The 24,276-nt window shown below is 61.6% G+C and carries 21 protein-coding genes; 11 read left to right on the top strand and 10 right to left on the bottom strand.

The window, feature by feature from the left end:
* The first annotated feature begins 557 nt into the window (after window positions 1-557).
* From AC07UW_RS02775 to AC07UW_RS02750, 6 genes are all read left to right on the top strand, one after another.
* Complete coding sequence (locus tag AC07UW_RS02775) at window positions 558-971, top strand: hypothetical protein (RefSeq protein WP_336025752.1); 414 nt, start codon at window positions 558-560, stop codon at window positions 969-971.
* 350 nt (window positions 972-1,321) lie between these two features.
* Window positions 1,322-2,263 (top strand): TauD/TfdA family dioxygenase, encoded by a 942-nt coding sequence (locus AC07UW_RS02770; protein WP_495211385.1) that lies wholly within the window; start codon window positions 1,322-1,324, stop codon window positions 2,261-2,263.
* A 14-nt stretch (window positions 2,264-2,277) separates the two neighbouring features.
* Window positions 2,278-3,369, top strand: a complete 1,092-nt coding sequence (locus AC07UW_RS02765) for a 4Fe-4S cluster-binding domain-containing protein (protein ID WP_336025747.1) — start codon at window positions 2,278-2,280, stop codon at window positions 3,367-3,369.
* 4 nt (window positions 3,370-3,373) lie between these two features.
* On the top strand, window positions 3,374-4,624 hold the full coding sequence (locus tag AC07UW_RS02760) for an ATP-grasp domain-containing protein (protein ID WP_495211384.1): 1,251 nt from the start codon (window positions 3,374-3,376) through the stop codon (window positions 4,622-4,624).
* A gap of 77 nt (window positions 4,625-4,701) precedes the next feature.
* A complete protein-coding gene (locus AC07UW_RS02755; RefSeq protein ID WP_495211383.1) occupies window positions 4,702-5,952 on the top strand; it encodes an ATP-grasp domain-containing protein in 1,251 nt (416 codons plus the stop codon).
* Between the two features lie 20 nt (window positions 5,953-5,972).
* Window positions 5,973-7,208: an MFS transporter gene (locus AC07UW_RS02750; RefSeq protein WP_495211382.1), complete on the top strand. Its 1,236-nt coding sequence runs from the start codon at window positions 5,973-5,975 to the stop codon at window positions 7,206-7,208.
* An 88-nt stretch (window positions 7,209-7,296) separates the two neighbouring features.
* Here AC07UW_RS02750 and AC07UW_RS02745 read toward each other — a convergent pair whose 3' ends face one another.
* Window positions 7,297-8,304 carry a LacI family DNA-binding transcriptional regulator gene (locus AC07UW_RS02745; protein WP_495211381.1) on the bottom strand — a complete coding sequence of 336 codons (1,008 nt, stop codon included), beginning with the start codon at window positions 8,302-8,304 and terminating at the stop codon, window positions 7,297-7,299.
* 95 nt (window positions 8,305-8,399) lie between these two features.
* Between AC07UW_RS02745 and AC07UW_RS02740 the strand changes: the two genes are divergently transcribed.
* From AC07UW_RS02740 to AC07UW_RS02720, 5 genes are read left to right on the top strand one after another with little or no spacing between them, the layout of a single operon-like run.
* Window positions 8,400-9,452, top strand: a complete 1,053-nt coding sequence (locus AC07UW_RS02740) for a sugar phosphate isomerase/epimerase family protein (protein WP_313250274.1) — start codon at window positions 8,400-8,402, stop codon at window positions 9,450-9,452.
* Window positions 9,453-9,478: 26 nt separating this feature from the next.
* Window positions 9,479-10,696 carry a nucleoside permease gene (locus AC07UW_RS02735; RefSeq protein WP_495211380.1) on the top strand — a complete coding sequence of 406 codons (1,218 nt, stop codon included), beginning with the start codon at window positions 9,479-9,481 and terminating at the stop codon, window positions 10,694-10,696.
* A gap of 11 nt (window positions 10,697-10,707) precedes the next feature.
* Window positions 10,708-11,832: a Gfo/Idh/MocA family protein gene (locus AC07UW_RS02730; RefSeq protein WP_495211379.1), complete on the top strand. Its 1,125-nt coding sequence runs from the start codon at window positions 10,708-10,710 to the stop codon at window positions 11,830-11,832.
* Window positions 11,833-11,851: 19 nt separating this feature from the next.
* Window positions 11,852-12,718: a sugar phosphate isomerase/epimerase family protein gene (locus AC07UW_RS02725; RefSeq protein ID WP_495211378.1), complete on the top strand. Its 867-nt coding sequence runs from the start codon at window positions 11,852-11,854 to the stop codon at window positions 12,716-12,718.
* A 19-nt stretch (window positions 12,719-12,737) separates the two neighbouring features.
* The gene (locus AC07UW_RS02720) at window positions 12,738-13,034 is read left to right on the top strand and encodes a c-type cytochrome (RefSeq protein WP_223494464.1); all 297 of its coding nucleotides are present in this window, start codon (window positions 12,738-12,740) and stop codon (window positions 13,032-13,034) included.
* Window positions 13,035-13,064: 30 nt separating this feature from the next.
* Here the strand turns inward: AC07UW_RS02720 and AC07UW_RS02715 are convergent, their stop codons facing one another.
* From AC07UW_RS02715 to AC07UW_RS02675, 9 genes are all read right to left on the bottom strand, one after another.
* Window positions 13,065-13,811: a 3-keto-disaccharide hydrolase gene (locus tag AC07UW_RS02715; RefSeq protein WP_425541518.1), complete on the bottom strand. Its 747-nt coding sequence runs from the start codon at window positions 13,809-13,811 to the stop codon at window positions 13,065-13,067.
* 11 nt (window positions 13,812-13,822) lie between these two features.
* Window positions 13,823-14,398 carry a gluconate 2-dehydrogenase subunit 3 family protein gene (locus AC07UW_RS02710; protein WP_336025729.1) on the bottom strand — a complete coding sequence of 192 codons (576 nt, stop codon included), beginning with the start codon at window positions 14,396-14,398 and terminating at the stop codon, window positions 13,823-13,825.
* Window positions 14,398-16,083, bottom strand: coding sequence for a GMC oxidoreductase (locus AC07UW_RS02705; protein ID WP_495211377.1), 1,686 nt, complete (start codon window positions 16,081-16,083; stop codon window positions 14,398-14,400). Before AC07UW_RS02705 ends, AC07UW_RS02710 begins: the two co-directional genes overlap by 1 nt.
* Before the next feature lie 26 nt (window positions 16,084-16,109).
* A complete protein-coding gene (locus AC07UW_RS02700) occupies window positions 16,110-17,006 on the bottom strand; it encodes a hydroxypyruvate isomerase family protein (protein ID WP_495211376.1) in 897 nt (298 codons plus the stop codon).
* A 206-nt stretch (window positions 17,007-17,212) separates the two neighbouring features.
* Entirely contained in the window at window positions 17,213-18,085 is an 873-nt protein-coding gene (locus AC07UW_RS02695) for a hypothetical protein (RefSeq protein WP_495211375.1), read from the bottom strand.
* 497 nt (window positions 18,086-18,582) lie between these two features.
* The gene (locus tag AC07UW_RS02690; RefSeq protein WP_315829596.1) at window positions 18,583-18,975 is read right to left on the bottom strand and encodes a tetratricopeptide repeat protein; all 393 of its coding nucleotides are present in this window, start codon (window positions 18,973-18,975) and stop codon (window positions 18,583-18,585) included.
* A gap of 588 nt (window positions 18,976-19,563) precedes the next feature.
* Complete coding sequence (locus tag AC07UW_RS02685; RefSeq protein WP_495211374.1) at window positions 19,564-20,118, bottom strand: single-stranded DNA-binding protein; 555 nt, start codon at window positions 20,116-20,118, stop codon at window positions 19,564-19,566.
* 913 nt (window positions 20,119-21,031) lie between these two features.
* The gene (locus AC07UW_RS02680; RefSeq protein ID WP_495211373.1) at window positions 21,032-22,561 is read right to left on the bottom strand and encodes a hypothetical protein; all 1,530 of its coding nucleotides are present in this window, start codon (window positions 22,559-22,561) and stop codon (window positions 21,032-21,034) included.
* Window positions 22,545-23,582, bottom strand: a complete 1,038-nt coding sequence (locus AC07UW_RS02675; protein ID WP_495211372.1) for a hypothetical protein — start codon at window positions 23,580-23,582, stop codon at window positions 22,545-22,547. Before AC07UW_RS02675 ends, AC07UW_RS02680 begins: the two co-directional genes overlap by 17 nt.
* Between the last annotated feature and the right edge of the window lie 694 nt (window positions 23,583-24,276).

Here is a 24,276-nt window from a genome sequence, read left to right as displayed (position 1 = left end):
GTGCCGCTGCCGTGGTCGGCCTGTGCGGCAGCACAGCGACTGATGTCCACGACCAGCCTTCGCACGTCCGCCTTGATCTGGGGGTAGCTCTTTTCGCCCGGCACCGTGTGCCCGGCTGTGTTCTTGGGAGACATCTTCCTGCGCACCGCGGCGGCAAACGTGCAAGACGACGAAACGCTTGTCCTGCCTTTCGGCCAAGGCCGCACCGCACCGGTCTCCGCGGCGAATGTCGCTCATGCGGCGGCCCTGGTGCTGCAAGACCCGGTTTCCCATATCGGCCGCGTCTTCAATCTCACCGGCCCCGATTCAATGAATCCTGCCCGCTGTGCACAGGTCTTTTCTGATGCACTGGGGCCGGCAGACCATCCGCGTCCGATGCTGTCACTGGCCCCCGTTCCGACAGCAGGCTTTCGCGGTCAACTCCTGGGGCAGCTCACTGTTGCGCATGTCGGTCGGGGCCGTACCCCTCATGTTGCCGCTGATGTTCCAGATCGGCTACGGCATGAATGCCTTCCCTGCAGGGCGACCGGTACTGAATGTTCGCCGGCAACCTGACCATGAAACTGTTCACCACCCGGTTGATGAATTACTTCGGTTTCCGCCGCATCCTTGTCGTCAACGGCGCATTGAATACGCTGGCATTTGCGGAAATGCCATGGGTGGAGCTCAGTGCTACCCGCACCCTGTTTCCACCGCATCGCAGCTGGCGCCGGGGATGGGCGTGGCGCACGCACCGTTGCCGCGCCAAGGCCTTCGCCCACATTCAACACTGCGGATCATGCCGTGCGCGATCTCTTCGTGGCGATGGAATCTGTCAGTCAACACGCTTCATCGATCAGGAATTGGACCACCTCCTTGGCCGCAGCGCAGATCGCCATGCTAGCGTTTCGAAAAAGCAGGCAAGGAGCTGTATCGATGCCCGATGGAATCACCATGATGTCGACCATGCGCACTTTCCACCATCCAGTTGACCGTCTCGCAACGAGACCACACCAGGCACAACGGCAGAACGCCATCCAGCGTTCAATCGAACCGATGGCACGTCTGATGATCCCGCCTTCGCTGCAATCTCCTCAGCTATCGCGGCCATCTGACATCTCGCAAATACCCCTTCGTCATCATATCGAGGGGCGAGTGAATCGCTGAGCGAGAACCCCAGTCCACTTCCCGCACGCCCAAGCCGGTGCCGATGTGCCCAACGCACGTCGAATGCCTTTGCGGACGCACGTCATCTTCGCTGCCCGCTTCACGGGAAATCACGCGAGGGTGTATCAACAGACACTTCCATGAGGGCGATCCTCATGTGCTTGATGGGAAACCCATGAACAACACTGTATTCGAAATCGAGAGGCATGAGCGGGACCAGATAGAGGCCCTTGTAGCAGGCAACGCGGTCGCGTTCGCGGACAAGGCATCCGACTCCTTCAGCTATGGCTGCATTGAATTGGGAACACGCTTGCCTTCACGTGTGCGGCGACGGCTGCATCGGATGCGCGTCAGCGGAGAGACGCATCTGCTTATCAGAGGCCTGCCGACGCGCCACCACGTCCCTGAAACACCTGGGCAGAAGCGCGACAGTTGCCAGGCACCGTTTTACTACCAGTTTATGTCGGCACTGTTTTCGGCACAGATGGGATTCATGTACAGATTCTCCAACAAGCGTGGGCACGCCATGGTCGAAGATGTGTTTCCGATTTCCTCCGATAGTGAAAAACAGATCGGAAGCAACAGCATCCAGCTCGATTGGCACGTAGAAGACGCTTTTCACAAAGCCCGGGCTGACTACGTATCGCTGCTATGTCTTCGATCCGACCCGGCAGCTAGAACGCTCCTCGCCGCTGCCCGGAAGATCGTGGAAGAGCTACCTGAGGAAACAAGAATGCAGCTGCAGCGGCGCGATTACACATTCCACTCTGACGAAACATTCCTGTCAGGCCAAGCATTCAAGCGAACCTCGTACATCATCGAACCGTCGCAGGATCCAGAGTTCTTGTTTGATCCGGCCTTCACCGCTGCCAACAGCAAAGCAGCGGAACTTGCACTCATCACGCTCACTGAGCGGATAGAGCGCTGCCACCAATCCATCGCCCTGCAGACAGGCGACCTTCTCATCTTCGATAACCGGCGTGTCGCCCATTCGAGGACCGAGTATCAACCACGCCATGATGGCTCAGACCGATGGCTGGTTCGCAGCCTGATGGTCGAGTCTACCTGGAAGTTGAAGGATTCGGTCAGCGGCACAGACCCATTGACTGTCGCATAAAGGAGATTCAAGGCATGGCCAGTCTGATGAAGAGCATAATCGACAAGAACCAGCCCAAAACCAGCCCTTACGTGGATCAGCTGCTGGACCTTGCACTACGCGCGCATGGGGAGGATTCGCCCGAGTATCGCGGAATCTATCACCAGTACTACACCATCCCCGATGGCGGTGGCGACCTATCCAACGCGCGCCACTTTCAGGCAGAAGTTGCATCTGAACAGGCCAAGACCGGGCTGGAGCGCATGTACCGTCGCGTGGTCGTCGTCGACTTGGTGTCAGCCTGTGCCGCAGAGTGCTCGTACTGCGTGCGTGGCTATTACGATCGCTTCTCGCTGTCCACTGCCAAGCTTGATGACGTCGCAGACGCGGTTGCGTACGACCATCACCTAAGGGAGGTCCTTATCACAGGTGGGGATCCTCTTATCGCCCCAAGAAAGCTTGCCTATCTGATCGAGCGGATCCTCGAGCGTGCACCGAACATCCGCTATGTACGCATCGGCACACGCCTTCCCATCCAGGCCCCCGAACGCTTCGATCCCACACTTTTAGCGCTGTTCGAACGCGCTTCGAAGTCACTCAGAGTGGAAATCGCCTCACAGATCAATCATCCGTTCGAGTTGCAGGAGCCAACAACTTCCCTCTACCGGTCGCTGCGAGGCGTGGGGGTCAACCTGTACAGCCAAAACGTTCTGCTGAAGCGCGTCAATGACAACGTGGAAACGATGACCGAGCTTTATGACCAACTTCGTTACTTGGAAATCGCGCCGCACTACCTCTTCCACGCCGTACCGCTCAAGGGTACCGAGAGGTACCGGACGTCAGTGCAGAGAGGCCTAAATATCATCTCGCATCTCTCGACATCAGGACTGCTGAGCGGCAGGGCAAAACCGCAGTACGCACTGATAACGGATATCGGCAAGGTAATCCTCTATCACGGTAGCATCGTCGCAGATGAGGGATCCAGCCTGAGAATCCGCACCAGCTACCGCCTTGCCGATCGCCTCGCATGGAACCCCTCTTATACGCTTCCTGCAACGGGATCGGTAAACCACGACGGCACCCTAGACGTGCTGTATCCGAACGGTGTCGATGACACTGGGAAATAGAGAAATGCGACGACTCATCTACCTTTTCGACTCCGAATCCAGCATCAGCTCGCTGCATCTTGTCAGCTTTTTCCAGGAGCGGGAACCAGGAATTGAGCTGATCGCAATCGTTGATACAGGCATTGCGGATCGTTCCAGGCTGTCTGCGCTCTTTGATCGACATTACGTCGTTCCCACGACATTCGACCCCCTGGACCCTTGCCCGATGGCGCTGAGCGACGTGGTGGCAGCCGCGCAGGCTGAATTCATCGGCTGTAGCGACATCAGAATCATTGGCTACGGTGAATACACACCGCTTGTTGCCGCTGGGCTGCGGGAGCATTTCAATCTGGATGGCATGCGGGTACAGGAAACGCTGGCCTTCAGGGACAAGCTGGTGATGAAAAGCGTGGTTGGCAATGCCGTACGGGTACCGAAGAACATGCGTTTCGATCGAGCGAAGTATGCTGGCTCGCCTAAGCGCTACCTACAGATGCTGGGGCAGGCGTTGGGCTGGCCATTCATCATCAAACCGGTAAACGCGGCCAGCGCCCTTGGAACACGGATCATCAGGTCCGCCCTCGATGCAGATCCCGCCGCCGCCCTTGCCGAGTTCGCCGGTTCCTTCGAAGCGGAGTCTTACATCACAGGGACACTACTGCATTGCGAGATCGTGTACCGCGACAAGGTACCGCTTGTCGCCTGTTGCAGCAGGTTCAACCGGCCAGTACTTGCGTTGGCTGAAGGAGAATGTGTAGGCAGCATTCCGTTGATGCCCGACGACCCGCTTTCGGTACGCGCCATCGAGTTCTGCCGTCTCGCGCTTGCCCAGACCGGCATTCGCGATGGGATTACGCACACCGAGCTCTTCCTCGATAAGAATGATCAACTGATGTTCCTGGAGACAGCGGCGCGCTGCCCCGGCGGACGGGTCATCGAAGCCTACATGGAGACCATGGGAGTCAATCTCTTGGACCTCGACCAACGCCTTAAGGCCGGACTACCCGTTTCAGTTCGATGTGAGCCATCAGGAAGGGGGGCTTTCTGGGCGGTGATCCCCAAGAAGGCAGGCCGCCTCATCCGCATGAGGGACGCGGGCTTCGGTGGTACATGCGAGGTTCGACCTTTCTTCGAGGTCGGCGATGTGATGGAGGGCCATTCGAACTTCGAACAGATTTTCGGCATCGTTTTCGTCACCGCGCCCAGTTACCAGGCGGCTCAGCGGGACTTCGACAACGTAACCAATGCCACCTTCTTCGATGTCGAACCCGCGTGATGTTGACCTCGATCAGCATCCCCACCTTGGCGACCCGGGTCGAATCACTGCCTGACGGCACACGGATGAGGAACACCATGAACGCACAGACTGCAGACACCTCTGCCAGGAACAACGCGCAGGCCAACGATGGCCTGCCATCCATTCTTCTCGTGCAGAGCCGTCGCTCGACATTCACCCGAAGCGCCCTGAGTCGCAAGGATATTCGGGTCGTCCTTCTTGCCATCGCCGGTGATGAGGTCGACTTGGCCGGCCTGTCCTCACCAGCATTCATCCTCGACCCGGCGTGTGGACTGGCTGAAGAAGTGGCACGGTTCCAGCAGTGGGCAGCAGCAAACCAGTTCAACCCAAACTACTTCTGCAATCCGAATGAGACCATGCAGCACACAGCGCAGCGCTTCGCGGCCGCACTTGGCCTGCCACACCTGACCCAGGCGCAGGTTGAGCTGGTGAGGAACAAGGTTGCGATGAAGATGCTCTATCAGCAGCATGGCATCCCCTGCGCGGCCTTCAGTGTCGTGCGGTCAAGCAGCGACGTCGACTCCTTCGCGGCCCTGCATGGTTACCCGGTCATCGTAAAGCCGGTCGATTCCGATTCATGCATCAACACCTTCCGCGTCGACAGCGCGGCGGAGGTTCCTTGTCTGTGTGACGACGTCCAATGGATGGTAGAGACCTACATCGCCGGCCGCGAGTACCAGATCTGTGCCATCGTCGCTGACGGCAAGGTGCTGGATGCCTATGTTGCGATCAACCCCGTGCCTATCATCGAGGTATTCACAGGAGGGATGAATGCCAACATCACCCTTGCTCCTTCCGAGCAAAAGCCGATCGATCCTGTTGCGATCATGCAGCAGCTTGCTTCGCTTGTAGGCCTCGACCATGGCTATCTGCACGGAGAATTCTTCGTGACTGATGATGGCCGGTTCTTCATGAGTGAGATCGCCGCAAGGTTGAGCGGCTGCGAAGTGCCACTCAATCATGGCCACGCGTATGGCTTTGATCTTCTGCACGCAATCATGGATACCTATGTCGGGCGGCACCCCGAACTTGTTTACACACGTGACATGGCTGTTGGCGATCTGCTGCTGCCGGCGGTTGCCGGCATTGTGACCCGGGTGTCGACAACGCAGCAGCTTATGGCCTATCCCGGTGTGCTCAGCTGCCAGATGAACGTTGCGATCGGCGATTGCATTCAGCCAAAGCGGTCGTCCGGATTCTGTGCCGGCTACGTACAGGTCGAAGGGCGGACGTCTGCCGAGGTGCAGGAGCGCATGCAACGGATCCTCGACGGATTTGTCCTGGATGTCGCCGACACCACTTCTTGAACCCCATGCAGGAGCAACAATTGAACCACTTCACCGCGCTGATGGGGCTTCTGGGTATCCCCGCCGTACGCTGGGTCATAGTCAGCTGCCTGTTGGCGAACGTCGGCGCTGGCATGGTGCTGCTCACCATGTCGTGGACAGTCGTAAACCAACACGCATCCGTGCCCGCACTGGCGGGACTGATGGTGTGTTTCTGGCTGCCCTCCCTGCTTCTTGCCCCTGCAATCGGCCTGCTGGTCGACCGGGTGGACAGACGTCACATCGTCATGGCGACGAAGATCCTGCGGGTGGTCGCTCTTGTTGCTGCCGCTGCACTCTACGTCAGGCACCCGGGCGTTGCTGCGTTGATGGCACTGGCGTTCGTGATGGGCTCCTGTGCTGCCCTGTACACGCCAGCCCTGCTGGCCATGGTCCGTGAGCTGGTCGACGACAGCAGGCTGCTGCATGCCAATTCCACGGTCGACATCGCGTTCGAGGTTGGTTTCATCGTCGGCATGCCCGTCAGCGGAGCATTCATGATGGTCGCTTCACCGGCGACGGTGCTGCTGATAGCCGCAGGTCTTTTCGCAGCGGCGTTTCTCTGCCTGCTGTTCGTGCGCAAGGAACATCTGGAGTTCTACTGCGATCCAACCAGCAAGGGCAGCTACTGGCAGGACACCCGGGAGGGCGTCCGCTACCTGCTGAGCGAGCATAGGCTGGTTCTGCTGTACAGCATACAGATGCTCGTCTACGTCACTCTGATGACAACCAGCATCCTGCTTGCACCGTTCGCCAAGGCGGTACTGGACCTGAGTTCAGGCCAGTTTGGTGCAATAGAAGCGTCGCTGTCGGTAGGTGCTGTGGTAGGGGCGTTCGTCCTTCCGGCTGCCGCTACGCGGTGGGGCTATGGTCCTTCATTGGTGGCCGCGACGCTTGTAATGGCCGTGTCTTTTGCGATCTTTGCCCTGACCAGTTCGTTCTGGAAGGCATTCTTCCTCTACTTTGTGATCGGCACCTGCCTGGCCGCCTGGCCGGTGGTGACCACTGCCGCACAGCGGCTTACCGAGAAGGGCATGCAGGGGCGTGTACAGACCGCAGCCAACGCGGTCTCCAGCGTTCTCATACTCGCCATGTATGGCCTGGTCGGCGGAGCCAGCGCCCATGTTTCGATCCGCTGGAGCTATGCTTCAGTTGTGATCATCTCAGCGATGGCATGCGGCATTGCCTACTACGCGTACTTCGTCTGCAAGGAGCCCGTTGCAGATGGACCTGCGTAATGGAAGCGATCGGGTGCGTGGCTGCTGAGGCTTCGGTGCCACCGGCACCGCCGATGGACATGTGGCCAGGCACCGCGCTGCGCCGCCCTCACCTGCCCTTGGGCGGAGCCGTCGATCCCCGCAACATCAGGCTGAAATCCAGCGTCTGCTGAAGCGGCACATCGACACGTTCGATGATGGCGAGCAGAAGGTTGACCGCGCGCTCACCGATCTCGCGCATCGGTTGCCGGATGGTCGTCAATGGAGGCGTGAGGTAACGCGATGACGCCAGGTCGTCGAAGCCGACGATGGAGACGTCATCCGGCACGCGGATGCCCAGGTCACGGCAGGCTGCCAGCGCACCCAGCGCCATCTGGTCGCTGAAGCAGAAGATCGCGGTGGGTGCGGTTGCGGGCGGCAGCAGTGCCATCGCGGCCGCATGGCCGGACTCCACGGAAAAGTCACCCGGCACGACGCTGAGGTGGCGCAGGCGGCCACGCGCCCTGCCGGCGGCGCGCACGCCTTCCAGCCGTTGCGTGTGCAGGGGATTGTCGGGCGGTCCGCCCACCACAGCGATCCGCTCGTGTCCCAGTCCGTACAGGTGCTCCATCACAGCGCGCGCGGCGGCCGCGTTGTCGATGTGGACGCTGGGGATGCCCAGCGCGGGATCGAACTCGCAGCCATTGACCACCGGTGCAGCGGTACCTCGTTGCTGGACAATCTCCCGCGCCGTCGGCGGCAGGCGATGCCCCAGCACGATCAGACCATCGGCCTCGTTGCGCCGGAGCATCTGCGCGTAGCGCTCCTCGCGCTCGGGCAGGTTCTGGGTGTCGCCCAGCAGGACGGCGTAGCCAACGGCCTGCGCCGCATCCTCCGCGCCCTGCAGGATCTGCGCGAAGAACGGGTTGGCGATGTCCGGCACGGTGACCAGGATCTTGCCGCTGCGCTGGGTCTTGAGTGTCCTGGCCACCGTGTTGGGCACGTAGCCCAGCGCAGCAGCGGCCTGCTCGATGCGCGCGCGTGTAGCCGGCAGCACTTTGTCCGGCCGGGAAAGCGCTCGCGACACCGTGCCTGCGGAGACGCCGACGTGCCTTGCGATGTCGTAGATGGTGGCCATGGCGTTACCTCTTCCTTCCGCTGTGCAGTGCACAACGGGTCTTTCGAATGCCCCTGCTAGGATAATGCAATCGATTGCATCGAGGGCGAATCAACGTGAAGACGCTCAAGGGTCCAGCGCTGTTCCTGGCGCAGTTCATCGGCGACACACCTCCCTTTGATCGGCTGGACACGCTGGCCGGATGGGCCGCGGGGCTGGGCTATTCTGGCGTACAAGTGCCGACCAGCGCGCCCCACCTGTTCGATCTGGCCGAGGCGGCGCGCAGCCAGGCGTACTGCGACGACGTCAGCGGCATGCTGGGCGGACATGGCCTGCAGATCACCGAGCTGTCCACTCACCTGCAGGGGCAGCTGGTTGCCGTCCATCCGGCCTATGACAGCCTGTTCGACGGATTCGCGCCGCCGGACAAGCGTGGCGATCCGGCCGCCCGCCAGGCCTGGGCGGTGGAGCAGATGCTGCTGGCCGCCAAGGCCAGCCAACGCCTGGGGCTGACCGCGCATGCCACGTTCTCCGGCGCACTGGCCTGGCCTTACTTCTATCCCTGGCCGCAGCGGCCACCCGGGCTGGTGGACGAAGCCTTCGCCGAACTCGGCCGACGCTGGCGCCCGATCCTGGATGCCTTTGACGCCTGCGGCGTGGACCTGTGCTTCGAGATCCATCCCGGCGAGGACCTGCATGACGGCGCGACCTTCGAGCGCTTCCTCGACGTGGTGGACCACCATCCCCGCGCGAAAATCCTGTACGACCCCAGCCATCTGCTGCTGCAGCAGATGGACTACCTCGGCTTCATCGACCGTTACCACGATCGCATCGGCATCTTCCACGTCAAGGACGCGGAATATCACCCCAGTGCCAGCAGTGGTGTGTATGGCGGCTACCAGGACTGGATCGATCGTCCGGGGCGGTTCCGTTCACTCGGCGATGGGCAGATCGACTTCAAGGCGATCTTCTCGAAATTCGCCCAGTACGACTTCCCCGGCTGGGCAGTGCTGGAATGGGAGTGCTGCCTGAAGCACCCGGAAGACGGTGCACGGGAAGGAGCCACCTTCATCCGCGACCACATCATCCGCGTGACCGAACGCGCCTTCGACGACTTTGCCGACAGCGGCACCGATCCCGGATCACTGCGCCGCATGCTCGGGATCTGAGACATCACTGCCTGGGAGGGCAAGCCATGACGCACACCATGTCGCGCTTGGGCGCGATGATGTTTCTGCAGTTCTTCATCTGGGGGGCATGGTTCGTCACCCTGGGAACCTATCTGGTGCAGGGCCCGCTGCAGGCCAGCGCAAGCCAGGTGGCGACGGCCTTCCTCAGCCAGTCCATCGGTGCCATCGTCGCGCCCTTCCTGGTTGGCCTGATCGCTGACCGCTACTTCGCGGCGCAGCGCATCCTTGCGGTCCTGCACCTGGCTGGCGCAGTGCTGATGTGGCTGGCGTCCACCGCAACCAGCTTCAGCATGTTCTCCGCCTGCGTCATGGGCTACATGCTGCTGTTCATGCCGACGCTGGCACTGGCCAACAGCGTGGCGATGCGGCACATGCAGTCGCCCGAGAAACAGTTCCCGCTGGTGCGGGTGGCCGGCAGCGTCGGCTGGATCGTGGCAGGCGTGCTGATCGGCTGGCTGGGCTGGGAACAGGCACACCGGCTCGAGCTGACCTTCCGAATGGCCGCGATGGCGTCGCTGGCGCTGGGCCTGTATGCGTTCACCCTGCCGCACACCCCGCCGCTGGCACAGCAGCGCGACGCCGGCCTGGGGCAGATCCTGGGGCTGGATTCGCTGCGACTGCTGAAGTCACGCTCGTACCTGGTGTTCTTCCTGGCGTCCATCGCGATCTGCATCCCGCTGGCGTTCTACTACAACTTCACCAACCCGTATCTCAACGACCTGGGCGTGCGCGGCGCGGCGGGCCTGCAGTCGCTGGGACAGGTCTCCGAAGTCCTGCTGATGCTGGCCATGCCGTTCCTGTTCGTGCGGCTGGGGGTGAAGACGATGCTGGCGGTGGGCATGGCCGCATGGGTCGTGCGTTACGTCATGTTCGCCTTTGGTGATGCGGGCGGTGGCTTCTCGCTGCTGGTGATCGGCATCGTGCTGCACGGCATCTGCTACGACTTCTTCTTCGTCACCGGCCAGATCTACACCGATGCGCATGCCGGCCCGGCCGCGCGCAGCAGCGCACAGGGATTCATCACCCTGGCCACATATGGCGTGGGCATGCTGATCGGTACGTTCCTGTCCGGCGCGGTGGTGGAGCACTTCACCACTGCAGCCGGTCCGGACTGGCAACAGATCTGGCTGTTCCCGGCAGGCGTCGCGCTGATCGTGCTGATCGCCTTCCTGCTGCTGTTCCGCGACCGGCCGGTGGTCGCGGCCGCACCTTCCACGCCCTGAGGACCCACCTGATGCCAAAACCTGGAATCGCCATCGTCGGCACGGGAATGATCGGTGCCGTGCACCGGCGCGCGGCGCTGCTGGCGGGTGCCGACATCCGTGGCGTGGCCGCATCGTCTCCGCAGCGCGCACGCGACGTGGCGCAGGCGTGGGGTGTCCCGCGTGCCTATCGGGACATCGAGGAGGTGGTCGCCGATCCACAGGTGCAGGTCGTGCACGTATGCACGCCCAACCACCTGCACCGCCCCATGGCACAGGCCGCACTGGAAGCCGGCAAGCACGTGGTCTGCGAGAAGCCGCTGGCCACCACGCTGGAGGACGCCCGGGCGCTGGCGGCGTTGGCTACCGCCAACGCGCTGGTCGCCACGGTGCCCTTCGTCTACCGCTACCACCCGGTGGTCCGCGAGGCGCGCGCACGCATCGCCCATGGCGAACTGGGGCCGCTGCACCTGATTCACGGCAGCTACCTGCAGGACTGGCTGCTGGACCCGGGCAGCAACAACTGGCGCGTGGACCCGGCGCTGGGCGGCGCGTCGCGCGTGTTCGCCGACATCGGCTCGCACTGGTGCGACCTGGTGGAATGGGTCAGCGGCGAGCGCTTCGCCGAGGTCAGCGCGGCATTCGACACGGTGATCGCCGAACGCAGCACCGACACCGGGCAGAGCTTCACCACAGCAGCGGCCTGTGGCGCGATGCAGGCGGTCACCAGCGAGGACGTGGCCGCGGCGATGTTCCGTACCGACGCCGGGACGCTGGCATCGTTGATGGTCAGCCAGGTATCGGCCGGACGCCACAACCGCCTCTGGTTCGAGATTGATGGTGCCAGGGCCAGCGTGGCGTTCAACCAGGAAGACGCCGAGCGGCTGTGGATCGGCCAGCCCGACCAGCGCGAGGAAGTATTCGTGCGCGGGCCGGGCGCCGGCAGTGCCGAACAGCGCCGGCTGTCGCTGTTGCCGGCCGGGCACGCGCAGGGCTACGGCCACTGCTTCGAGGCATTCGTCGCCGACACCTACCGCGCCATCGAAGGCGAGCGACCGGATGGCCTGCCCACCTTCGAAGACGGCGTGCGCTCGGCGCTGATCGTCGACCGCGTCATCACCTCGGCCAGGACCCGTGCCTGGACCGCCATCGGTTGAACCCCGGGAGCATCTCATGATGAACACGCCTGCCCGCAGAACTGCCACCCTCGCCCTGCTGCTGTTCGCTGCCCTGCCCGTCCTGGCACACGAAGCCGCCAGCCCGCACAAGCCCATTGCCGTGCAGATGTACACACTGCGCAACGCCGGCCCGCTCGACCAGCAGTTGAAGATCGTCCACGACGCCGGCGTGGATGCGGTGGAAACGGTGGGCACGCAGGGCGTCAGCGCCAGCGAACTCAAGCAGTTGCTGGACCGGTATTCGATCAGGGCGATTTCCTCCCACGTGCAACTGGCCGAGCTGCGCAAGGACCTGGACGGCGTGGTGGCCTTCAACCGGTTGATCGGCAACACCACCCTGGTGGTGCCTTACCTGGACGCGAAGGATCGGCCGACCGATGCCGCAGGCTGGACCGCGCTGGGCAAGGAACTGGGCGCGATCGCCAAGCAGGTACGAGCCAAGGGCATGCGCCTGGCCTACCACAACCATGATTTCGAACTGGTCGACTTCAATGGCCGGACCGGCCTGGAACTGCTGTTCGCAGCGGCCGGGCCGGACCTGCAGACCGAGCTGGACCTGGCCTGGGTCGCGCGTGCAGGCCTGGACCCGGCGGTGATGCTCGGCAAGTTCCGCGGCCACCTGTTTGCGGTACACGCCAAGGACAATGCAGCCAAGGGCCAGGCCGAAGACGAGGGCGGCTTCGCTGCCGTCGGCCAAGGTGTGCTGGACTGGCGCGCGATCCTGCCAGCCGCCGCAGCGGCCGGCGTGCACTGGTACATCCTCGAGCACGACCAGCCACGCGATCCGGCCAAGGTCATCCAGACCGGCGCGGACTACCTGCGTGGACACCTGCCCGCCAACGTGTCCACCCGTGCGCAGCACTGATGCCTGAAGGAGGCCCCACATGAAGACGATCCTGGCAATGGCCGTGGCCCTGGGCAGCATGAGCGTTGCGACAGCCGCATGGTGCAAGGATGACCCGGCCGCCGGTGCGAAGCTCTACACCGCCAACTGCACGGCCTGCCACGGTGCCGATCGTGCGGGCATGCCCGGCGCATTCCCGGCGCTCACCGATATCGGCAAGCGCATGGCACCCGCGCAGATCAAGGAAAAGATCAGCAAAGGTGGCGGGCTGATGCCGCCCTTCTCCCAGCTGTCGCAGCAGGAAATAGATGACATCGCCAGCTACTTGGCCAAGTAAACGGCCGGCGATCACGCCGGCCGAGTGCCGCTACAGCTCGCGCACCCAGATATTGCGGTAGCTGACCTTGGAATCATGTTCCTGCAGGTAGAGCGGCGCGCACGCATGGGGCGAATACGAGGGCGCGCCGATGTACTCGGTCTTGCCCGCCAGCACGGTGTCGTCCTGCACCAGCACGCCGTTGTGCAGGACGGTGATGCGCGCAGGCGACACAAGCCCACCGCCCACTGAGAAGCGCGGTGCCTTCCAGAGGATGTCGTAGGCCTGCCACTGCCCCGGTGCACGCGAAGCATTCACCAGCGGCATGGCCTGCTTGTAGATGGAGCCGGCCTGACCGTTGGCATAGGTCGGGTTGTTGTAGCTGTCCAGCACCTGCAGCTCATAGAGTTCCTGCAGGAAGATGCCGCTGTTGCCCCGGTTCTGGCCGTCGAAACCCTTGGTCTCGACAGGTGTGCGCCACTCGACATGCAGCTGGATATCGCAGAAGCGCTGCTTGGTGCGGATGCCCTTGCTGCCCGGCACGATGGTCAGGGCGCCGTCGGCGACGGTCCAGGGCACACGCCCACCCTGCTCCGACTCCCAGGCCGAGGCATCCTTGCCATCGAACAGCACGATGGCGTCGGACGGCGCCTTGCCCGGCGGTGTGGCGACGGTTGCAGGCACGGGCGTCCATACCTCGGTCTTCGCTGGATCGCGCGCGGGATCGGCCGCGGCCTGCGCGAACGCCGATGCAGCGGCCAGCATGCCGGCGGCGATCAATAGCGGCGTGATCTTCATGGCGTGATCCATCAGCTGGTCCCCCAGGCGGGCGTGCCGGGAACATAGGCCAGGTCGCCGTCGTAGCGGCCCGGCACGGCGACGTAACGCAGCACTTCGGTCGCGCCAACCTTGGAGGTAAAGAAACCGAAGATGGTGAGCTGCTTGAACATCGTGAAGTAATGCGGCATCGGTTCTCCTGCCTCGGCGGTGCCGGTTTCGGTCACCTCGACCGCGTGCTTCCTGGCCTCTGCATCCAGCGCGCGCAGCAGTTCAGTGCGGGCCTGCGGCGCAAGTGAAACGAAGCGGCCGCCGGCGCGTTTGTCGATATCGGCCAGGCCAGCACGGAACGTCGCCTGCTGCCGGGCGGTGTAGCAGTCGCTGACGAACGTCGCCATGAACGCACCGGCGCCTGTGTCTTTCGCCCCCGGCGTTTTCGTCCGCGGCAGGATGGTCTCGGCGATCTCGTCCAGCGTGCCGACATCCGCGTCCGAGAAGCGCGTCTTCGCCCATGCGGCGGGAGCCTGTGCCTGACCGAGCGCGGGCAGGCCGATCATCGCCGCACCGGTGGCGGCGACGATCATTTTCAGCAGTTCGCGGCGGTCCATCACAGGTTCCCCGCTTTCAGTTCGCGCACGGCATGGTCAGCAGCCCGCGCGGTCAGTGCCATGTAGGTCAACGAAGGATTCACGCACGCGCTGGAGGTCATGCAGGCACCGTCGGTCACATAGACGTTGGGCGCATCCCAGACCTGGTTGTGCTGGTTCAGCACGGACGTCCTGCGGTCACGGCCCATGCGCGCGGTCCCCATCTCATGGATGCCCTTGCCCGGGGCGTAGTCGTTGTCGTGCATCTCCACGTCCTTGACGCCGGCGGCCTCGAGCATCTCGGCGGCATCGGCGGCCATGTCCTTGCGCATGGCCAGTTCGTTGGCGCGCATGGATACATCCATCGCCAGCACCGGCAGACCCCACTTGTCCTTGCGGTCCCGGTCCAGGCGGATCGTGTTGTCGTGGTGCGGCAGGATTTCGCCGAAGCCGGTCATGCCGATGCGCCAGTCACCGGGCACGGTCAGCGCCTCCTTCAGGTCGGCGCCGATGTTCAGTTCGGCGATCTCGCGCGACCACCCCGTGCGGCTGGCACCGCCCTGGTAGCCGAAACCACGCAGGTAACCGCGCTTGTCAGCGGCCACGTTGCGGAAGCGGGGAATGTAGAAGCCGCAGGGACGACGGCCGAAGTAGTACTTGTCCTCGAAGCCTTCGACCCGACCGGAGGCACCCGCGCCGAAATGATGGTCCATCACGTTGTGTCCCAGCTCGCCCGACGATGAGCCCAGCCCGCCCTCCCACACATCGGTGGCCGAGTTCATCAGCAGCCAGGTCGAATTGAATGAGGAGGCGTTGAGGAAGATGACCTTGGCCGTGTACTGGTAGGTCTGGCCGGTCTCTGCGTCGATGATCTCCACGCCCCGCGCTCGCTTGCGGTCCTTGTCGTAGAGCACTTCCTTGACGATGGAGAACGGCCGCAAGGTCAGGTTGCCGGTCTTCATCGCCGCCGGCAGTGTCGCCGCCTGGGTGGAGAAATAGGCGCCGAAGGGACAGCCGAGGATGCACTTGTTGCGGTACTGGCAGTTGACGCGGCCCTGCTCGGGCATCGGCTTGGTGATGTTCGCCGTGCGCGAGTGGATCATGTGCCGGGTTCCGCCGAAGGCCTTCCTGATCCGCGCGGCCACGTCCTTTTCGACGATGTTCAACGGGATCGGCGGCAGGAACTCGCCGTCCGGCAGCACGTCCAGCCCTTCGCGCGTACCGGCGATGCCGGCGAATTTCTCCACATGGTCGTACCACGGCGCGATGTCGGCGTAGCGGATGGGCCAGTCGGTGGCGATGCCGTCCTTCAGGTTCGCCTCAAAATCCAGGTCGGAGAAACGATAGCTCTGTCGACCCCACATCAGTGAGCGACCGCCGACATGGTAGCCGCGGAACCAGTCGAATCGTTTGGTCTCGATGTACGGCGATTCCTGTTCGTCGGCCCACATGCCCTGCAGGTTCTCGGCCAGCGCGTAGTCGCGCATCAGCACCGGGAAGGCGGCCTTCATCGCCTGTGTAGGCCGGTTGCGATGCGGGAAATCCCACGGCTCCTTCATCGCGTTGACGTAGTCCTTGACGTGCTCGATGTTGCGTCCGCGTTCCAGCATCAGGACCTTGAGGCCTTTCTCGGTCAATTCCTTCGCCGCCCAACCGCCACTGATTCCCGAGCCAACAACGATGGCGTCGTAATGATTGTCTGCCATGGATCTCTCACCTGGTGGATATCGTTTCAGACGTCGCAGAGGCGGATGGCCTCGCGCAGCGAACCGACGGGATCCGGTGCCGCAGGCATGAATTCCTGCGCCAGATACCCATCGAAACCGGTGTCGCGGATCGCGCGACAGATGGCGGGGTAATTGAGTTCCTGCTGGTCCCCGATCTCGTGCCGGCCCGGCACGCCCGCGGTGTGGTAATGCTTGAAACAGGCGTGGTGCCTGCCGATGGTGGCGATGATGTCGCCCTCCATGATCTGCATGTGATAGATGTCGTACAGCAGGCCGAAGTTGTCCGAGCCGAGCCGCTGGCACAGCTCCACGCCCCAGGCGGAGTGGTCGCACAGGTAGTCGCGATGATCGACCCTGGAGTTCAGCAGCTCCATCACCAGCACCACGCCACGTTCCTCGGCATGCCCGAGGATGCGCTTGAGGCCGGCCTCGGCATTGGCCATGCCCTCCTGCGGGTCCATCCCGTTGCGGTTGCCGGAAAAGCAGATGAGGTTGCGGTAACCGGCATCGGCCACCAGGTCGATATGCCGCGTGTAGCGCTCCACCAGCTGATCGTGGAACTCACGGCCGGCAAAGCCCTTGGTAAGGCCCAGCTCCGCGCCGTTGCACATCGAGCTGTATACGCCGTGGGCCTTCAGCGTGGGCCAATCCTCCGGGCCCACCAGGTCAATGGCGGCAAAACCGATGCCCTTCACCGTCTGGCAGAGCTGGGCGACCGACAGCTGCGGGAAGGTCCAGCGGGCCACGGAATGCTTCAGGTTGCCCTTGAGCGGCGCCGTGGCGGCAAACGCAGGCAGAACGCCCGCAGCGCCCAAGCCAAGGCCAAAGCTCGCAGCGGCCGCCATGCGCAGCGCATCGCGCCGCGTGAGGCCCGGGGCCGGTCTGATCGAATGGATGGACATCCACCTGCCGGCCTCCCAACCGGTATCAAACGCAACGATTCACGGCAATGCAATCGATTGCACCATAGGGGAGGAAATTGTCTGTTTGCAAGTCGCGGTGCACGAAAATCAATGCTGCGGGGCACCACGGCAAGCCCGATTCCGGCCCCATCGCAGCTGAGCGGCCAAGGCGTGCAGCATTGCGGGAAAGCGAACGCGGGTGAAGCTCAGGGCATTCCCCGCTCACCCTGGGATCGGGCCAACGCGCGCAGGTGTTGATGCCAGCGCGGTTCGAATTCCGCGTAGCTGCCGATCAGCTGCTGGAAGGCCGCTGGATTTCCGCCTCGGTGCAGAAGCAGCAGAGCTTGCCGACGATGGGCTTGGCCGTCGCCTTCCATCAGGAAGTGGACCAGGCTCCACCACGCCACGTAGTAGCCGTTCACGTGCGCTGCGACGGGCGGTGCGCTGTCTTCCACCAGTTGCCGCAGGGTGGGCAGCGGCGCATTTTCGAGGCTGGGCCGCCCGGCGCTATCGAAGCGCAGTTCGCTCAGCCACCAGACCGGGTAGCCGGCCGGATCCGGCGTGCCCACGTGCAGCGTTCCGCCTGAAAGCCTGCTGGCGCCGAAGTAACAGGCCATCCCTTCGTTCATCCAGCGTCGCGGGGACAGGCCACTGGCCTCGGCCAGCAGCTGATGGGTCACTTCATGCAGCATCCACTGATGGGGCGCGTCGCCCTCGCCCGGATAGGCAAAGGCGTAAGGTCGGCGGTAGTACGCCTCGGCCCATGGGCTGCTGCGGTTGTGTGCCTTGAAGTCGGCCTGGTCGCGGTACAGCACCAACTGGAAAGGCCCGGCGGTGCCCCGCTGCCCCACGGTCATCGCATACGACCGATGCAGCGCTTCCACGGCCATGCCGACCGCAGCGGTCTGTTGCGGGTTTGCGGCGCTGTGGATGAGGAAGTGCGGTGTACGCGACGCCATCGCAGGCAGGCCAGGTGGCGCGGTCGTAGCTGATTGGCGCCGGGAATCGCGGTTACCGCCGTCGCCGCAGCCGCCGAGAATCAGCAGCAGGGCGACGGTGGCTAGGCGGAAGCGCGTCATGTGCACCCACGCTACAACAAAAAACCCCGGCAGGCGCTGGGCCTTGCCGGGGTTCTGCAGGCCGGAGCCTGGCGGGAATCAGAACGGTTGTGACTACCAAACGTGTAAACAAATCCTCGCTGGTCAAGCAAGGTAGGCGTTCTGTTGGATTGAGCCTGTTCGAACGTAAACATCTGCACTCGTCAGGTGCACCCGTCAGTCAAGAGCATCGACACGGCCCGGCAGGCGCGCGCGCCAGGGATATCCCCGCCTTCAAGCCATTCCTTTACTTCATCCAGGCCCAAGAACTTCGCCGTCCTCATCATCCAAACCAAGGCAACGCCTGCCTTGGGGCGAATCAAAAACAATGTTCTCGCGCAAAAGCTTGAGAAATTCATCGAAGACAACGCTGCCAGCCACGCACGGCTGGGAGAGCAACCTCATCAAGGCGTAGAGCTCGTGACGTCGAGCGAAAGTAATCGATCAAGCCAAGGCTTCGCGATTAGCGAACGCGTCAGCTATTCGTCTTCGTCACCTGCAGCCTCAACGCTATCGTTGATTAACTGAAGGGCCCTGCGATGCTCTTCGAGGACTGTGTCATGGGCGGGTATACCAGGACAAGCAATCTTGGAGAAGGCATGAATGACCCCCTTAGCCTCCTCATATCGTTCCAGCCGAAGCAGGCAGTCCACGAGTCCAGACGCGACCAACACATCGCGAGGACGAAGCTTCTCAAGCGCACGAAGCGCCCAGAGGGACAACTCCGCATCATCGCTCCGAAAACCAATCCCAACAAGAAACAACCACGCGACCTCACAAGCGGGATCGCGCTTTACAAGATCCAAAAGGTGGTGACGCGCGCCATTGTCGTCACCCGCCTCAAGCATACTGGTAATTTCATCAATATCCATCAAGGTCGCTCTGCTTCATTAACTTCTGACACCGATAGGGAACGCACCCGAGCATACATCGTGCCAAATTACCACCCCAGACACCCGGCTGATTGAAATCACCCTTGGCGCGCGTGCAGGTAGTCTTACAGCCTTGGATATGGCTTTGGCAGTCAGCAACGAAGTCGTCGTCATCCCCGTCGGCACACGCAGATTTGATCAATGCAACAGCCATCTGCGACGCTGGGCTATGCGGATTCAGAATACCATTCGGCCCAACTCCCAACATCTCACCCGCCTTAAGCGCATTCCTAAGGCTATCGGCGTTGATCTTTGGACCGAAGTCCCAGTTGCCGTTCGGATCACTGAGGTCGAGGTAGAGCGTCACTTCATGCACAGGAAGGCCACTGCCCCCCGGAGTACCGAGTGCTGCTCTCCGTTCTAAAATCTCATTCGCTCAGGTGTGTAGCCAGTCATCTATCAATACCTGGCCGCAGGTAGAAGTCCAGATCACGGCGGGATTCTGCCAGAAACTAATGTGGTTAACGAAAAAGGCCCCCATCCATAAAGATGAGGGCCTCTATCAACACTAAAACCATTAAGTAGGAACTAGAACGGAATATCGTCGTCAGCGAAGTCATCCATCGGCGGCGCCGACTGCTGCGGCTGCTGCTGCGGACGCTGCTGGCCGTAGCCGCCGCCCTGGTTGTAACCACCGCCCTGGCCGCCACGCTGGTTGCCACCGCCACCGTATTCCTGGCGCGGGGCCTGCTGGCGCTGCGGGCGCTCGCCGCCAGCGAAGTTGCCACCGCCGCCACCGCCGCCTTCACCGCGGCCGCCCAGCATCTGCATTTCATCGGCGACGATGTCGGTGGAGTACTTCTCCACGCCGTCCTGGCCGGTGTACTTGTCGTAACGCAGGCTGCCTTCGACGTACACCGAGCTGCCCTTGCGCAGGTACTCGCCGGCGATCTCGCCGAGCTTGCCGAAGAACACCACGCGGTGCCATTCGGTACGTTCCTGCTGGTTGCCATCCTTGTCCTTGCGGACGCTGGTGGTAGCCAGGCTGATGCGGGTGATCGCCATGCCGCTCTGGGTGTACTTCACGTCCGGGTCGTTGCCGAGGTTGCCGACCAGGATGACTTTATTCACTCCCCTTGCCATTCTACTAACTCCAAACTATTGATATTTAAGGGAAATTTTGTAATTTTTCGTTCGAAGACTATACGAAGCGTCATCTCCGAAGCAGCGCCTATTCCGGCGGCAGTCGCGGTGACATGGCCGGGTTGAGGCCCCTCCGAAGAAGGGCGGGCGAGCTACCCAAATCTTATCACTCAGACAGTCTCATGAGTCTTTGCGATAGACTACTTCTGAACGCTTGCGACGCGGCTCGGCAACCATAAGTCGCTCGGGGGTTGCGGATCCGCGGCCTGACGACGCAACCGCCAGCCAAGCCAAAGCCAGTGGCAGTACGAGGCCCCTAAATCCCTCGAACACTAAAGGAGCGATGACCCATAGCTGGTCAGTCTGAAGTGCGCCCGAGCCTTTGCTCGGGAAGTCTCAAGCAGCTGCTCTACGCCTACCCCACCATTCCACAAGCAGACAGCTCCCGGACTCAGCAGGAACAGATCGCTCGAAGACCTGAACCATCGTCAATGCTGCGGAAATGACAGAGACAATTCCATAGGTGCCTCGCATTCTGATGGTCTTGGGCCTTCCAGTTGAGATGGAAGATTTCGTGGCCTTAGTCGTCAGACTACTAAACAGAAACAGGCTACCCGAGACTGACCACTAGAACACAGTAAGTACTGAGGAATTTCTCGCATAGTGAGGACACATCGCGCTGCCAGCACCATGTGACGCTCAGTGTCTTCGCGCAAGATCTCCAGGACGCGCAGACACAGCTATGCGCAGCCCTCCGAACCGACGTCAATGATCAGCTGAGAGCGATCGCGTACCACCAGAAGACTTATGGCCTTCAGCAGCCCCTTGTTATTCTTGATCTTCTCCAGGCCCGTATCCTGCGACTGACGAGACCCGCAGGTGTACTTGGGCAACTGCATCTTTGCCAAAGTGTCTACTTCCCGAGATTCTTGGCTGGCGGCGCCTTCAAAGAAGTGCTTGGCCTAGGAATAGACGGCTGTTGACAGCGTTCTCTGTTCTGTCGACAGCGTGCATCTGAATGATCCTCTGCCGATGCGGCACTATGAAGAACCGAAGTTGGGCGATCTGGTACAGCCGCCAAGCTCACTCCGGGCACTGATTTAACGGCAGGGTACTGGCTTCGAGCATTGCCAACGCGCCCATCCACAAATGCAAACCAGCCACAAGCCAAGCTCAGGGCAACAACGGCTGCGCCCCCCAACCAAGCTGTGGTCATAAACGATCTCTCGGCCCTCCGGGTAGGCTCCGTCACTAGCGTCGTGTACTCTGCGTTCGGAAGGAAGCGGTACAAGCGATGCTGCCACTCACTACGAAGGGAGCGCTGCAGCTGCATAAAGCGAATGCCCGACGCAATGATCATTGCTATGTAGACAAGAACGACAAGCACGATCGAAACGATCAAAACCGAAGGCGCATTGGCAGCGACGCGGGCCGCAACTAGGCCGATCCCCGTTGCCACTGCTGCTGAGACGGCACCAGTTAGCTGGCGACTCATTTCCGACAGCTTTGCCGTTTCATCGGTAACAGTCTTTCGGAGCTCGCCCAAGACCTTCAACGTATCGCGAGCCGTCTCAGACAAAGACATCTGGTAGGCAATCTGAGCACTTTCCAGAGCGTGCTTTAGATGGGATTTTAGGAACTCCAAGGTTCCGCCTTGCGAGGAACCTGACCGAGCGAGTTCTCCCGCCAAGAGCGTGTGCCTCAGCTCAGCCTCTCGCTCATTCTCAAAGATCCATGCAACCACACATTGCAGTGTGTTGAATGCATCCCGACCGAGCGGCTCCTCATCATGCTTGAGCCACGAAAGCTCCAGCCGTGGAGGCCCTCGAAACTTCAGTCGAGCGTCATCAGGATCTATCTCGCTTGGCAGGCAAGCGATGAGTGCAGCCGTAGCTGCGGCGACCCATATCTGTGCCGCCGGCTGGCTGAAGCTCGCCTCTTCCAGCTCACCCGTGAGCCACAGGCGAACGTCGATCGGCACTCGCCGGATCTGCGTATACTCCCGCACCAACCTGCGAGGTGATTTAGTAGCAGGAATCTCGACCGGGGCTATGGACTCATCCCAACCCTGCAGAACACGCTTGCCGCTTGGAATTTGGCCAGTGAATCCGAAAACTGCCCAAATCGGCGCTTGGTTGTCCTCTTGCAACGCCCGCCGGAGGCCTGATCGCGTCAGCAGTCGCAGCACACCTGGAGCTACAGGTGGCTTGTTCATATGCAGACGATACGGCCCAAACCCCTCCGGCACTGGCTGGGTCGCGTCCAGCGGCTCGCCCGCTCGATCAAAGAGCGAGAACTCCCACCCTGCTGCCAAGCACAGAACCTTAAGGGCATCCGCATCGATCTGCGATAACTGCGAAACCACCGCAGCGTCGACTGTTTCAGCGACGAGTGCCTTGCCCTGCTCTACAAGGTGGTCAAGGGCTTCACCGAGCGCCTTCACGGACAATTGTCTCCTCCACAATCAACTCGGTGGTGATGGTGATCACCTCCCCTATGCCGTTGTCTCGGGCGGTTCGCTCAACCGTTACGCCATCTGGGTAGGTCACCGTAACCCCTTCAGTAGTGCGAAGCCTGCGCATCGCGGGCTTGCGCAGAATCTGTCGATCGGGCGGAAAGACGAGACCGGTCAGGCGCTGGCTTCGCAACTTGCGGGTAATACGATTTCGAAGAACAAGTTGCACCTCTTCATTTGGATGGCCGGCGGCGGCAAGAACTGCATCCACAATCGCACCTTCATCGATCTGCTCACGTTCTCGTAGACTGGCCTTTGCTGTTTTGAGCGCTGCGGCGGCATCCTGCTCCGGCAACAGATCAACTGAGGCAATGAGTACCTGCCGCAGGCTCTCAAGCAGAGCACGATTCAAGTCCTCATCGCTGCGCGAACGATCAACATCCAAGAAGATTGAAAAATAGTCCGCGATGTCCGGTGAGGCCTTCGTGCGATCTCGGGCGGATACTTGCGGCTCGGGAACACCCCCATTGATGCGTATCAGCGCCGACTTCTGAACAGCCTTCTTGTCATCAATCAGCGCATGGACAATCTGGCGGAGACGCTGCTGTCCATCCTCCGCAATGGCCTGCTCAATCGCCTCGCGATAGTCATACTTGATCATGCTGTAGATGCGTACAGCGGGATCGTTCACCCGAAGCTCAAAAATGAAGAATGCGCCATCACGGGCAGTTGCAAGATGCTGCCGAGAGAATGCATCGGACAGCGACTGGGCACCCTCTTCAAACTCTATTTCGTTGGTCGCCATCCGCGATAGCTTGTCGCGTGCGGCAGAGTTCTGCCGAAACTCATGGACGGCAGCTACGTCTGTATCACGAATACGGGATAGAAAAAATTCCTCGTACTCAACAGCTCGAGCCGGCTGCGGCTCGAACTCGCCGTCACCAACCACGTGCAAAATCATGCTGTGAATACGCAGTTGCTGACGCTCATCGTCAGTGAGGAAACCCATCTAGTTGACTCCTTGTGCCCCTGGTCCATGTGCGACGACGGGCTCTCGGCGATTGCACCTTATGTCTGTCACGTCGCACGGGCAGAGATTACTCTTTTTTGCGGTTCCATCCACCACGGAAGAAGCCGTTGACCAAATGACCGGTCTGGTCGGAGAGGCTCCTGCGGTCGCCGCAGGAGGGACGGCAGCACTATTGATGACGCCTTGCCTCCCCAGCGGTCCAGCTGCTCCATCTCCGCAGAACGGGGGCAGCTTTGCCTAGATGCAACCGGAATCTGGCTCCCTTTCAGGAACTCAGCCGTCGGCAATTCCGCAGCTCCTATTGCTATTCAACCCTGGTCCTCAGGCCTCCATCCCGCAGGCTGTCGCCGCCTCCAGTGGACCAGGTCCATGGTTCCAACTATCTGAAAACCAGATAGACAGTCTCTGGGTGGGTTGATATCCTTCTCGCTGGATTTGCGATTTGAGGGCTATGTGGCCTATGTCGTTAACCAACCGACCCTCATTTCGCCTTGGCCCGAACTGGACTCTTTCGTCCGTTCGCTCGGCCCCTTCTTGGCATGCGCGTGGTGTGCTCTGGAACGCTCCAGGACGGCAAGCGCCCCGGTGGCAGCAGGCACCCTCGGTTCTGAGGCACTAGACACCTTGGCCTCGCTTCAAGTGTTGGAACGCGCCTGTATCGAAGGTTCCACTT

The sequence above is a fragment of the Stenotrophomonas sp. GW821-FHT02D01 genome (genome assembly GCF_059421765.1).
Note: the sequence above shows the minus strand (reverse complement) of the source record. Positions and strands in the feature narration are given on the sequence as shown.

What these genes read in the sequence shown, in the direction of transcription:
- AC07UW_RS02775 (WP_336025752.1), top strand. Translation starts at nt 558, where the DNA reads ATGAAACTGTTCACCACCCGGTTGATGAATTACTTCGGTTTCCGCCGC.
- AC07UW_RS02770 (WP_495211385.1), top strand. Translation starts at nt 1,322, where the DNA reads ATGAACAACACTGTATTCGAAATCGAGAGGCATGAGCGGGACCAGATA.
- AC07UW_RS02765 (WP_336025747.1), top strand. Translation starts at nt 2,278, where the DNA reads ATGGCCAGTCTGATGAAGAGCATAATCGACAAGAACCAGCCCAAAACC.
- AC07UW_RS02760 (WP_495211384.1), top strand. Translation starts at nt 3,374, where the DNA reads ATGCGACGACTCATCTACCTTTTCGACTCCGAATCCAGCATCAGCTCG.
- AC07UW_RS02755 (WP_495211383.1), top strand. Translation starts at nt 4,702, where the DNA reads ATGAACGCACAGACTGCAGACACCTCTGCCAGGAACAACGCGCAGGCC.
- AC07UW_RS02745 (WP_495211381.1), bottom strand. Translation starts at nt 8,304, where the DNA reads ATGGCCACCATCTACGACATCGCAAGGCACGTCGGCGTCTCCGCAGGC.
- AC07UW_RS02735 (WP_495211380.1), top strand. Translation starts at nt 9,479, where the DNA reads ATGACGCACACCATGTCGCGCTTGGGCGCGATGATGTTTCTGCAGTTC.
- AC07UW_RS02730 (WP_495211379.1), top strand. Translation starts at nt 10,708, where the DNA reads ATGCCAAAACCTGGAATCGCCATCGTCGGCACGGGAATGATCGGTGCC.
- AC07UW_RS02725 (WP_495211378.1), top strand. Translation starts at nt 11,852, where the DNA reads ATGAACACGCCTGCCCGCAGAACTGCCACCCTCGCCCTGCTGCTGTTC.
- AC07UW_RS02720 (WP_223494464.1), top strand. Translation starts at nt 12,738, where the DNA reads ATGAAGACGATCCTGGCAATGGCCGTGGCCCTGGGCAGCATGAGCGTT.
- AC07UW_RS02715 (WP_425541518.1), bottom strand. Translation starts at nt 13,811, where the DNA reads ATGAAGATCACGCCGCTATTGATCGCCGCCGGCATGCTGGCCGCTGCA.
- AC07UW_RS02710 (WP_336025729.1), bottom strand. Translation starts at nt 14,398, where the DNA reads ATGGACCGCCGCGAACTGCTGAAAATGATCGTCGCCGCCACCGGTGCG.
- AC07UW_RS02705 (WP_495211377.1), bottom strand. Translation starts at nt 16,083, where the DNA reads ATGGCAGACAATCATTACGACGCCATCGTTGTTGGCTCGGGAATCAGT.
- AC07UW_RS02700 (WP_495211376.1), bottom strand. Translation starts at nt 17,006, where the DNA reads ATGTCCATCCATTCGATCAGACCGGCCCCGGGCCTCACGCGGCGCGAT.
- AC07UW_RS02695 (WP_495211375.1), bottom strand. Translation starts at nt 18,085, where the DNA reads ATGACGCGCTTCCGCCTAGCCACCGTCGCCCTGCTGCTGATTCTCGGC.
- AC07UW_RS02690 (WP_315829596.1), bottom strand. Translation starts at nt 18,975, where the DNA reads ATGGATATTGATGAAATTACCAGTATGCTTGAGGCGGGTGACGACAAT.
- AC07UW_RS02685 (WP_495211374.1), bottom strand. Translation starts at nt 20,118, where the DNA reads ATGGCAAGGGGAGTGAATAAAGTCATCCTGGTCGGCAACCTCGGCAAC.
- AC07UW_RS02675 (WP_495211372.1), bottom strand. Translation starts at nt 23,582, where the DNA reads ATGGGTTTCCTCACTGACGATGAGCGTCAGCAACTGCGTATTCACAGC.